The organism is Halomonas sp. A40-4, assembly GCF_015767635.1.
GTDB classification, from domain to species: Bacteria; Pseudomonadota; Gammaproteobacteria; order Pseudomonadales; family Halomonadaceae; genus Vreelandella; species Vreelandella janggokensis.
Genome location: NZ_CP065230.1, coordinates 3,873,724 through 3,886,254 on the forward strand (window position 1 = coordinate 3,873,724; position 12,531 = coordinate 3,886,254).

Genomic DNA, 12,531 nt, shown 5'->3' on the forward strand with positions numbered 1-12,531 from the left:
ACCGTCGCCCAAGGTCACGCAAGGAATCCTAGCTCGTCAAAGTAATTACCTTTATTTACTAATTTCCCCACGGCGCTCCATCAAACATGAACACAGCAAGATACCCAACAAACATTGCCATACAGAGCCCTAGCCTTGCTCGCTTACTGTCATGTTCTGATATCGCACCTCCTATCGTAGAAATAGTTTTTCCATACAGATATGACCTCACGCCCTGCCAAAATAATAAATGTGTAATAAGCGCCCCACCAAAATACTCCCAACTCCCCCAAAATCGCAAAACTGCATTTAATGCTGCTGCAAACACCATACTAAACAGGATTTTAACCCTATATTTCATAAGATATCTTTCAAAGAACTCGACTTTACTCGGCATAAAAATCACCCAAGAATTTTTAAGGAGATCGCTCTACCATCTCACCTGCATTATCAACAACATGATCCCAAAAGCCTACCAGTGACAAAGAATTGGCAAACCGCATAGCTTGAGTTTGCGGCATCCCTCTCATGGTGGCGTATTGTTCAAAGCTATACTGAGCAGCTTCTGCAGATGCCGTTTCAATGAAATTATCTGACAAATAGCCCGACAGCACGTTTGCAGCGGTTCCTGAAAGACCTACGCTTGCTCCAACCGCACCGGCAGGGTTAATCATTGCCGCTAATGTTGCTGCGTTAGAAAGATCTTTAAGTGCCTTGGCATCCAACGCCCTGGCATATGCCTGCGCTGAGGGATCGCTGTAATCAATATTCGCTCCTTGCGCGATACAAGCCGCATCACCACATGGAAAATGCGGCACATGGTAGATTTTGCCATTCACCACATAACTGACGGTGTAGCGACCGGTTTCGTCCAGTGGGCGACCTGACATGCGATCTATTGGCTGACCCGGATCGGGCTCCTGGGGGGCAAGTTCATAGACAGGGGCCCGGTAAGGCGAGCCGTCGCCTCCCGTCTCTTGAATGATATAGGCAATCAAGTCTGGAGGTGCTTCTGTCGGCACTTGCTGGATCAGATAGCGAGTCGTGCCATCTTGGCCGGATATGGTTTGCCACTCACCGCCAAAATCGTAGTAACTGCCGAAGACGCCGTCTACATCACTCAAATCAACTTGGGTATTATCTCTAGGGGCCTGACCCAATTCATCGTGATACATCCCACGTAGCGCACTCTCGATCTCCTCCAGCGTAAATTGCCCATCGCTCGAGTCGGCGAGGTCGCGGGCCAGTTCCCGCTCCGCTGTGTGCAGTTGTCGGTTGTAGGATTCCACCTGCCCGGCGATCCATGCGCCATCATTAACGTCACCATCCCCAAGTTCGGCGGCCACGATACCCACGATCTGAGCAGCCGCATTACTGAATTCGACACGGCTCTCGTCCTGGATCAGGTGATGGACGAGGGCTTCACTGGCCCCCGCGGCCAGCGCACCGGTAGCGAAGTCGCCGCCCATGGCTTCGCTGACGCTGCCACCGACCAGAGCATGTAGGACTATCTTTTCCGGTGCACCTTCTTGCCACAAACGCTCGTTGGCAATATCACCCACGGCGTTGAACAGTACTCCGCTGGCCACATGTGCAATGGCGTTTTCGACGCCGTCGTCGAGATGATCGCTGAAGCTGCCCCCTTCGATGGCGGTGCGGATGCCTGCATCGATAGCGGCCTGAGTGGCGCGCTGACCGGCGAAGCGGGCGATATCGCTGCCATGGCCAAAGCTGAGGTTGAGGTTGTTCGTGGCACTGGTGGTGGGGTTGGTCTGCGTTCCCCAGACACGGTCGGTCATGCCGCGGGTGGCACCGGCCGTCAGGGCAGCGTTGACTGCACCGTGCAAGCTATCGCTTGATAAGGTATCGCTAAAAGTATCGCCCAGGTTGCCGCGATTGTTGACCAGGCTGACCGCCCCGGTGCCAGCCAGCGAGCCCGCGGCGGCACTAGCGGAAACAGCCACCGCCCCGGCACCCGCCCCGCCCATGGCCGCCAAGGCGTAGTACTGACCGGTGGCAGCGGCGGCAATCGCTATCACCATCGCGGCCCCGCCACCCAGCCCGGATTGTTCGTAATCCCAACTGTCGTGGATCGCCTTGACCTGCCGCCAGTCGATGTCGCCCCGCTGCTCCATCTCTTTGAGCCAGGCAAGGTCGGGATTGGCGGCGACCATGGCGTCGATGGTACGGGCGACGCTGCGGCGGTCTATCTCCTCCACGTCGATCTGGAGGCCGTCGGCAGCCTGGAGGATCAGCTCGCCCTGGGCCACCAGTTCGCTCTGGCGCAGCGTCTCGCGGGTGACGCCTTCGCCGGAGGCGGATTGGCTCACGAAATTGCTCTTGCTGCGCTCATGGGATTCGGTATGCATGTCGCTGGCGGTTTCGAAGCGGACCGTGCCACCGCTGGCGAGCGTCAGGTCGTTACCGGCCTCGAGGCGGGAGCCCTGATAGCGTTGGTCGGCGCCGCTGACCACGGTGAGGTCACCGTCGCTCTCAAGCCGGCTGCCCACGGCGCGAATGTCGTTGATTTCGTCACGTTGGTAGCTGCTGCTGAACAGGCCGCTCTCTTCCTTTTCGTAGAGCGAGTAGTCCTGATCATTGGCGGCGAGCAGTTCGACGTCGCGCCCGGCGATCAGGAAGGCCTCGTCGTCCGCCCTGGCGTCGCTGGCGATCAGGCGCATATCACGCCCGCTGCGTATGGTGAGGTCTTCGCCGGCAACCATCTCGCTGCCCTGCTGGCGCACCCGGCGGCTGATCCAGTTGGTGCTGGCGGTATGAGATTCGTGATGGTCGATATTAGCGGCCGCGGCCAGGGTGAGGTCGCCACCGGCATCGAGCGCCAGATCGCCGCCGACTTCGGCACGGCTGGCGGTAGCAGTGAGGTCGCGGCCCGCCTGGAGGGCTATGTCGTCGCTGGCCGTCAGTTCGCTACCGGCTTGTTCGACGCGGCGGGTGTGTGACGCACGCCACCCCCTATGGGTCTGGGTGTAGGTTTGGTCCTCGGCGGCATCGAGAAGGATGTCGTTGCCCGCCTCCATGGTCAGGCTCTCGCCACTGTCGATTTCGCTGGCGGTCAGGCGCACGTCGCGCCGGGCACTGAGGGTAGCAACTCCCTCTGTCGTGAGGCTGGCACCAAGCTGCGTGGTGCTTTCGCTGCTCTGCTCGACACCGTAACCGTTGACCTGGCCCCGGGCATCGACCACCGACTCGGTGACGATATCCCGTTTCGCCAGCAGGGTGGCGTTGCCCTGGCTTGCGATCTCGGCGCGGTTGACGATATCGCGCCCGGCATTCAATTCCAGGCCGGCGCGGGCACTGATCAGCCCGCCCTGATCGAGGTAGGTTTCGTAAGACCGGTCATGACCGGCGGTGACCGCAGTGCGGTCGTTGACGATGTCGCTCTCGGTGGCCGTCAAGCTGACATGGCCACCGCGAATCTCGCCGACCAGGGCGTTGCGGAGCGAATCCTGGGCGCTCAGGTCCAGGCGCTCGCCAGCCTCGAGCAGGCCGCCCTGGAGGATCAAACCGCCACTGTTCGCGGTAAGATCATTGTCGGCGCGGATGGTGCCGACGTTAACCAGGTCGCCGCCGGCGATCAGGTCGATGTCGCGTCCCTGGATGAGGCTTGCACCACGCACGTTGCGCTCGTCGACCTGGGCGAGATAGAGCACCGGGGCCAGCACCGTCTCGCCGTCGACCTGCTGTTCTTCCAGCCACACGATGTCGTGGGTGAGTGCCGCAGTCTGGGCCGGGGTCAGGCCAACGCCGACGCTAAGCTGCAGGGCATCCCTGGCCGCCACGGCGTTGTCCATCAGGTGGCGGTACTGGGCGTAGTCGTCGCTCAGAGAGTCCTCAAGGAAGCGCTGCCCGGTATTGGCCAGCACGGCATCGCGCACCAGGCGCGACTCGTAGCGACCATCGCCGAGCAACTGGTAGGCACCATCGCCGGTGTAGTCCAGCTTATCGAGCAGGTAGTCGGAGCCCATCAACCGCTCGGTGCTGGTGAACTCCGGGTTGGTCTCGATCAGGTAGCGGCTCTGCGGCGAGGTATTGCGCACGAAGAGCCCGTAGCGCCCCTGCGGCAGGCGGAACGAGGAGAGTTGGGTGGGAGAGACGCGCTCGAAGGGAACGTCGCGGTAGGTGCCTACGTCACCCGGGTTGGAATCGTCCACGCGCTGACCGGCCTCCACCATCGTGGCGTTGGGCTCGGCCGGTGTCAGGTTGTCTTCGGCGGAGGCGTCGGCAGTGCGACGGTTGAGAGTGATCGTCAGCTCACTGACGGGGGCGTTCGTTGCCGTGTCGCCCAAGTCACCCTCCAGTTGCACACGAGCATTTTCCTTGACCGTGCCATTTTCCAAATTGTCGGATACATGCAAGGAAACCCTGTTGCCCGCTTGAATGGTGCCTGGGGAGGAGCTATCAGTCTCTACTATTGTAATAATATCACTTTTTAGTTCATACTTCGCCATCAATCCTGGCTTAAAATCATCCTCAGAAACATTCTCTTCACCCTTATCAAAAACCTTGTAAAACTCTCCTCCACTACTTCCTTCAAGAAAACCTCTGTCATACTCATATTTTCTAGTTCTTATTCTTCTCTCCCCAGCACTCCCTCCATTTCTCACACTACCTGATACAATATTAATATTATTTCTTGCTGAGATATGGCTGGCAGCATTCTCAACACTTGATGCCCTTATAGTTAAATCACTTCCCGATACAATATTTCCACTTGGCGAGTTGGACGCCAAGGTATTTTCAGACACATCTTTCAAGATGAAGTCGTAGAAGTCCACATCTCTTTCAGGAACTCTGACTTTTGTTGGAACCCAGCCATGGCTATAATATGGCCCACTCTCATACGCCTTAGCCACATACAGCTCTTTAACTATACTGCTATCCCTCTCGATCCATTTTTCTTCGAAAACATCTCTGGTGTTTTTGACGCTAGTGGCAAATACGTCGATATTGCCTTCGGCCTGAATCGTCCCCGAGCGGTTCTCGAGGCTATTCGCCTTGGTATGTTGATCGTCACGCGCAAAATCGAGACTGCCCCGGCTGTAAATATCGCCATACCGGTTGAAGAGCCGTTGGCCACGTAGGGTCATGTCGCCGCCGGCGAACAGCAGGGTGTCCGGACGATTATCGATGCCGCCACGGCTGACGATGCTCAGGCCCGCCTGGCTGCCCAGTGTGCCGCGGTTATCGAGGGAAGCGGTGGTGATGTCGACATCACCGACGCCGGTGAGGAAACCCTGGTTGTCGAGGTTGCCGCCGAGATGGTAGGTGGAGGTGCCACCGCTGGCCAGGCGCCCGCCACGCTGGGTGAGGTCGTGGGCACTAACGGCGAGGTCGCCCTGGGTGGAAATCAGGCCACGGTTGGTGATGTCGTCGCTGGCATGGAGGGTCAGGCCATCGTTGGCGAGCAGTTGGCCGCGGTTATCGAGGCTGGTCAGGTTGAGGGTCAGGTGACCGGCAGTGGCGAGTCGGTCGGCGGCGGCGAGGGTCAGTCCCTGATCGAGGTCGAAGCCGAGCGCGTCGTTGAACTGCCACTGGCCGATGTCGTCGAGTCGGCCCAGCGTCACTTGGCCGCTACCGGTGCCCTGCACCTGGCCTCCGGCGTTGGCGAGGCGGTCAGCGGTGATCTGGAACAGGCCGCTGCCGGCATGTTGGAGTTGCCCTTGGCCGTTACGTAGGGTGCCGACCTCCAGAGTGGCGTCATCGCTGGCCAGCTCGACACGGCCATCTTGGTTATCGAAGGTGCCGGCGATGGTGAAGCGGCTATCGTCACCGCCCAGTGCGCGCAGCTCGCCATCGGTATTGGTCAGCCGTTCAGCGTCGACCGCCAGGTTCTCGCTGGCTTCGATCATGCCACCGGCGTTGTCGAGATGACCGGCTTCCAGGCGAACGGTGCGCCCTGCCAACTGCCCTTGGCGGTTGTCGATAAACGGCGGGTCGATATCGAGCGTGCCGTTGGCGAGGACCTGGCCGTCGCGATTGTCGAGACCATTGGTCAGGACCATCTTCACCTGGCCATCAAGGCCAGCGATCAGGCCGTCATCGGCATTGACCAGGGTGTCGCCGGTGAAGGTGGCGCTGTCGCCCTGCAGGGCTCCGCCCTGATTCTGCAGCAAGCCGAAATATGTATCGAGCGCGCCGTTTTGGGTGAGCACCACGCCATTGCGGTTATCGAGCTGCTGCGCGGCAATGGCCAGCGCTTGGTCTGACTGGACCTTGCCGTGGCGATTGTCGAGGGCGCCCGACAGCGTTATGTCCATGCCTCCCACGCCTGCCGCGACGAGACCGTCATCCGTGTTGTCGAGCGAAACGGCATCCAGCGCGATGGCATCGGCGATGAGTTTACCCTGGTGGTTGGTGACTGTGCCGTTCTCGGTCAGTTGCAGACTATCGGCGACCAGGATGCCCTGGGTATTGTCGAGCGTCGTCCCGCCGTTCAGTACCAGTTCGCCGTCGGTGGCCTGCAAGCGACCGGCGCGATTGCTTAACGTATCGACCAGGTCTAAATATAACCCCTGATTGGCGCTGATCAGTCCGGCATCGTTGTCGAGGCGAGCCAGCATCAGGGTCACCAGGTCGCCGACCAGGCTACCGGTGTGATTGGACAGTTGTGCGGCGTCAAGCGTGATGGCGTCGGCAGTGAGCACGCCCTGGGCACCATTGTCGAGCGCGCCGCCCACACTGGCATTGATGGCCTGCTCGGCCAACAGAACACCGCCCCGGTTGTCGACCTCGCCGGCGCTGAGCGCCAGCGTGCCGGTGCGTGCCTGGAGGTGGCCTGCGGCGTTGTCAAGCCGCGCGCCGACCTCAACCGCGAGGTCACCGTGCTCGGCGCTGATCACGCCATCGTCGTTGCTTAGATCCTGAGCGATGGTGAGCATGGCGGTATCGCCGCCGATCGTGCCGCCGTTGTTGGTGAGCGTGGCGGCTGTAAGCGTCACGTCGTCGCTGGCCTGCAACCGGCCCTGGCTATTGTCCAGGGTATCGACAGCGTCGAGGTTCAGGTCACCGTCGGTGGCGGCAATAAGCCCTTCGCTGCTGTTATCCAGTGAGGTGGCGTCGAGATCAATAAGGTCGGCGGTGAGGCGTCCGCCACGATTGGTCAGGGTGCCGACACGGCCCTGAAGGTCACCGTCGTCAAGGCTCAGGGTCCCGCCGCTGTTGTCGAGGCGCTCGAGGTCAAGCCGAACGTCCTGGCCTTCGGCGAACTGCACGCTGCCGCCGAGGTTGTCGAGATGGTCGGTATCGAGTTCGAGAGAGGCTGTGGAGGCTAGAGTCGCTGCTTGGCCCCGGTTGGTAACGGTGCGACTCGTCAGGGTCACGCGCTCCCCCTGGATAGTGCCGGTATTGGTCACTTCCTGGCGGGCCTCGACGGCGATCTCATCGGCCAGTAGGCGGCCATGATTGTGCGCTTCGGTGGATGTCACCATGAGGCGCTCGGTAGCATCGAGCCACCCATGGTTATCGAGGCGGTCTGCCCGAAGGGTGAGGTCGGCATCAGGCTGGAGGGTGTCATTCTCGATGCCAGCGACGACAGTCCCCTGGTTGTCGATGTTGGTTTCAGCGTCCAATGTGATATCGCCGCCACTGGTCAGGTTGCCGTCGATGTCGAGATTTTCACGGGTGCGCACTTTAATGGCCTGGCTGGCATGAATATCGCCGCTCAGCGTCGCGCGCATGGCATTGATCTGTGTCTGGCCGGTGCTGGAGGCATCGGCCAGGCGCAGGTGGCCATTGGCGTCGATGAGGATATCGCCTTCGCTGGCCGCCATATCCCCAGCCAGCTTGACCCCCACGCCACTCTCGGTGCCGATCAGGCGGATGCTACCGGCGTACATGCCACCCAGGGCCGAGGCATCGATGGCCAGTGCCGGGGCCTCCCCGGTGCCCTGGCGCGCCGTGGTCGCCAGGGTCTCGGCGTCTACGTCGTTGGCCCCGGTGATCACGTTCAGGTGATTGGCGTGGAGTTCGGCGTTAACTTCGGCGGCTCGGGTGATGATGTCGAACTGATCGACCTGGGTGGCATCGAGCCCCAGACCTTCGATCGCGACCCGTCCCTGGTCGACGGCGAAACGCTCGAGATCACCGTTCTCTATGATGGGTCGGCCCGTGGAGAGTGTCACCCGTGGGCTGTTGATGAAACCACAGCCGTTGCAGGTGATGCCGTAGGGGTTGGCCACCACTACATCGGCGCCGGCACCCGCCACTTCCGTATAGCCTTCGAGTCGACTGGGTCGGCCACCATTGACTTCGTTGATAATTCGACGTGCCGCCTGATCGCGCAGGTTAGGGTTGCCGACAATAAGCCCGCCGAGCTGGGTGGACTGCAGTTTGCTGGTGGCGTTGTTCAGAATGACGCCCCTCTCGTCGACGTTGTAGTCAGAGAAGCGGTTGTGCGACAGTCCACTCCCATTGGGGGTCGCGATATCGACCACGGGTACGCCGTTGCCGGCCCGGTCCAGAGAAGTGTTGCTGGCGCCGGGGGCGACGACGATGCCGTCGGCCAGAACCACAGCCGGGTGCCAGAAAAGGGCGTTGATGATGAGGATGGTGACGTAACGACTCAAGGGGCTACGACTATTCATGGTGGCTGCTTCCCTGCATCACTGTTCGTTTGTTAGTTCCACTAATTTTTTGTGGCCATTCACAGTCCATCGCGACTGGACCTCACCTAAAAGAACGCCTTAACGCTGAAATACACCGGCGCCTCCCGCCGTGGAAACACATCGGGACGTTCCAGTGAATGGCCGACACTGACATTGGCCTCGAGATGCTCACCCCGCAGACCGACGCCCAGAGCATAACCACTGAGCCGACCATGGAGTTCGGGGTTGTGGCGGCCACGGTGGATCACCCCTACATCATAGGCCAGCGATACTTCGAGGTTTTCGAACAGGGGCCGGACACTCTCGAGCGGGTATTGCCAAGTGACCTGATTACGCCAATATCCACCGCTGGCCCCACTCAAGGACTGTTCCTTGAAGCCACGAACCGAATCCTGCCCCCCTAGGCTCAAGCGTTGCGGGCTATAGAGGACGTCATCACTCCACTGGCCATGGAGCAGACTCGAAAAACTCAGTGATTGACGGAACAATGAAAAGGGCTGGAGATAGCTCAGTGTCAGGGTCGCCCTTTCGAACTGCGCCGTTGGGGTTCCGGGAGCATTGGCACCATCGCTCTGCGCTCCAAACAGGGTAAGTCCCTTATGCCAGCCGATATCGGTATTGAAGAGTGCGTTGCCGATACGGCGGCCATGGTTGATGCCGATGCTGAGCTCGCTCAAGCGCTGGCTACTCACCCCGATGCGGGCGCCATCGATATAGTTGCGCGTTGATAGGCGACTGATGCCGATACTCGCTGCTGTCTTGCTGACGCTGTCGCGCCATAACAGCCGTTCGGCCTGCAACCGATGCCGCTCGCTTTTGCCCTCAAGAGTGAAGAGAAAGCCGTTGGCTTCGGCAAGGGTGTGATAATCGCTATCGGTATAGTCGTAAGAGAACGTCCAATAACCATATGGCAGGCTATAAGCAAAATGGCCGCTGCTGGAGCCGATATCGGGGCGGTCAGTTACGTCATGCCCCCATTGAGCGATGAACTGATCGGCGAGCCCCAGAGGGCTATCCCACTCGAGCCCCCCACGCCACTGTTGTTCGCCGGTTCCCCCGCTACCATTATTGTTGTGCTCCAGCGAAACTCTTACCGGCTGACTGGCCGCGCCGGAGACATGAATGCGGCTGCCGCCTACCGTATCGCCCGGCATAAGCTCCAAGGTGGCCTGACGTGAAGGCAAGCGATTCAACTGGTCGATCAGTTGCTCAAGGTCGCGGAGATTGAGGGCATCGCCCACTCCGGTCGGTGAAGCCATGGCCAATTCGCGAGGTGTTGGCGTGTCGCCCGGGCTTTCCAAGGCGTCGATATGCCCCTCGACGACGACCACCCGTAAGCGTTGCCGGGAAAGGTCCTGTTGGGGCAGATAGGCACGCGTAGTAACAAAGCCACGATCAAGGTAGGCCTGCGTAACAGCTTGCAGCAGCTCATTGAGATCATCCGCCGTCAGACAGTGTCCGGTGAACGGTTCAATGATGGTTTGCTGAAAGTCATCGCTAAGCAACACAACGCCTTCCAGGTCAATGACCTCGATTGGCAAGCATTGTACCTGCGGCGATGCAGTGGACGCCGACGGTGCTTCACTCCTGCCTGGCAGGCGTTGCAATTGCTGCAACCGATGCCGCTGCTCTTCCAGTAGGCGCTGCTGGTCACCCTGAATGAAATTCTGGCTGGTAGCCCCCGCCTTCACCTCAGGAGGCAATTCGACCGCAACGGCCGTGACGCTCCACAGATAGAGTGCTGCCAGTGTCAAGCAGCTTCGTAACAAGCTTATGACCACGCCGTATTCCCTTACGATAAACTTGATCAGTGGGAATAATAACGACAGTCATAAAGAAAACTTTAACACTATATTAGTACGAGTTTTCCCATCACCCCGACCAGTGATACGCCAAGTATTTCAGGGCCGTCATCCAGACAACAACAAACCCCACCGCTTGAGATTGGTCATATCACCAGCCATAAAAATATAATTTCCGTTATGCCCTTACTGCAGGGGCAATACTTAATAGCCATCGGCTACCGGCAGTTAGATAGGCTGTTGAAGGGGGCTCAGCCGTGGGTTTTGGCCAGCGAATCGACCAGGCGCTGGCAGAGCGCATCAAGCTTTTGGCCGGTGGCCTCATCATGTAGCGCGCCACTGTCGTTGAATGCACTACCTGCTTGGGGAAGCGATAGCGGCTGCGGCAGAACCGTCAGGCTAAGGTTGGCGAGGAGCTGCTGCGCCAGGGGCATCGCGCGGATGCCGCCCAACCCGCCGGGTGATGCTGCCACCAGGGCCGCCCACTTGCCCGCAAAAAGCCCCAGGCCCGGGGTGTCTTCATAGGGCCGGGATAGCCAGTCCAGGGTGTTCTTGAGCAGCGGCGTGATAAAGCCGTTGTATTCCGGCGAGGCAATAAATACCGCCTGGTGCTCAGCGAGGATAGCGCGCAGCTTCAGCACATTGTCCGGCATGCCTTGCGCCTCAATGTCCTGGTCAAATAACGGGCAGGGGTAATCCTTTAAATCGATAAAAGTGGCTTGGCCGCCCAGTGCCTCGATACGCTTGGCGGCGAGTTGGGCGAGCTGCTTATTCAGTGAACCTTCGCGGGCACTACCCGCAAATACCAGTACTTTCGGTGTGTTAGATGTCATCGCACGATCCTGATTGAAAATGGGCTAGCGTAAGTAGGTCATTGCGAGTTTCGCACAAGCATCTGGTGATAGCATTAACCCCCACTCATATAAAGGGGCCAATAGTCAAAGGTTATCATCCGTCGTTGACGATGAGGGCGGCTTCCTGGGTGACGTTTCTGTCCTGGACGCCGCCACTTGATCGATGAACGCGTCCAGGGCATCGAACAGTGCACGGCGAATCGGCTCCGCTTCATTCACCAGGTGGTGCCTGGCATCCGGATGCCGATAGATCTGCGCGCCGGGGAATTTATCCTGCAGAATCGCCAGGTTCCATTCCCAGTCCACAGTAACGTCCTGCTCGCCCTGTAAAATCATCACTCGCAAATCCAGCGGGTCGCGGGCCAATAGCCTGGGTATCCAGCGGCGCATGGCGGTGACCCAGGCCACGCTCAGCTGATTGGGCTGCAACGGGTCGTGATCGCGTAGAAACTCGGTAAATTCTTCGTCAGTCGAGTTGGGCCGATACTTGCGCGGCAGCGCTTTAACGAAGGGACTGGCGATCAGGTGCAGCCAGCTTGCCTGGCTCCAGCCCCAGGGGCGAACCAGCGGCGCCAATAGCACCAGGCCATCCCACCCCGCTGCATGGCGGCGGCTCAGCGCGTCGGTCGCCAGGATCGCCCCACCGGTACTTTGCCCGATGCCCATCCAAGGGGCAGGCGCCATGGACTGCTGGGCCAGAATGGTTTGCACATGCGTGAGGCAGTGCTGATAGTCGTCAAAGTCATCAATGGCAGCACGCGCACCGCTGGAAAGCCCATGACCGGGCAAATCCCACAGCACAACGCGCCAGCCTTTATCCAACAAGCGTTCAAGCAGGTGGCGATAAAGCCCCAGGTGGTCGAAATAGCCGTGGACGACAAAGGCGGTGCCTTTTGGTGCAGGCGGGCTCCATACCTGGCACCACAGCGAAAAACGCCCGGTATCGATAAACCCTGCGTATACGTCCCGGGTGTCAAGGCGCAGCGCCTCCAGGCCGTAGTGCTGAAAATAGTCATTCATCGCCATGGCAAGGACGTCACCAGGCACCAAGCGGGAGAGTGCTGAGTCGCCAGCGTGGCGGCGAAACAATGCCTCTAAATGATCGAACTCGCGCATTCGCACCTCTCCTTAAACCGCTCTTTCGCCACCGGTCAGTCAATCACCCATGGCGTCATTCCTTATCTTTTGGTCGAGCATGATAGCGCTTTAGCGTCTATGCTGTTTACATGCCCACACAGATGTGGAATTATTTTCCATAAATAGTTTTTAAAT

Annotated in this window: 4 protein-coding genes; all 4 read right to left on the minus strand. The window is 59.3% G+C overall.

The window, feature by feature from the left end; translation table 11 throughout:
* Nucleotides 1–395: 395 nt before the first annotated feature.
* The 4 genes from IT895_RS17940 to IT895_RS17955 all read right to left on the minus strand — a co-directional run bounded on the left by IT895_RS17940 (nt 396) and on the right by IT895_RS17955 (nt 12,375).
* On the minus strand, nt 396–8,582 hold the full coding sequence (locus tag IT895_RS17940; protein ID WP_199284239.1) for a two-partner secretion domain-containing protein: 8,187 nt from the start codon (nt 8,580–8,582) through the stop codon (nt 396–398).
* Nucleotides 8,583–8,668: 86 nt separating this feature from the next.
* Entirely contained in the window at nt 8,669–10,384 is a 1,716-nt protein-coding gene (locus tag IT895_RS17945) for a ShlB/FhaC/HecB family hemolysin secretion/activation protein (protein WP_233337300.1), read from the minus strand.
* 272 nt (nt 10,385–10,656) lie between these two features.
* Entirely contained in the window at nt 10,657–11,238 is a 582-nt protein-coding gene (locus IT895_RS17950) for an NADPH-dependent FMN reductase (protein ID WP_085919476.1), read from the minus strand.
* 105 nt (nt 11,239–11,343) lie between these two features.
* Nucleotides 11,344–12,375 carry an alpha/beta hydrolase gene (locus IT895_RS17955; protein WP_199284240.1) on the minus strand — a complete coding sequence of 344 codons (1,032 nt, stop codon included), beginning with the start codon at nt 12,373–12,375 and terminating at the stop codon, nt 11,344–11,346.
* Between the last annotated feature and the right edge of the window lie 156 nt (nt 12,376–12,531).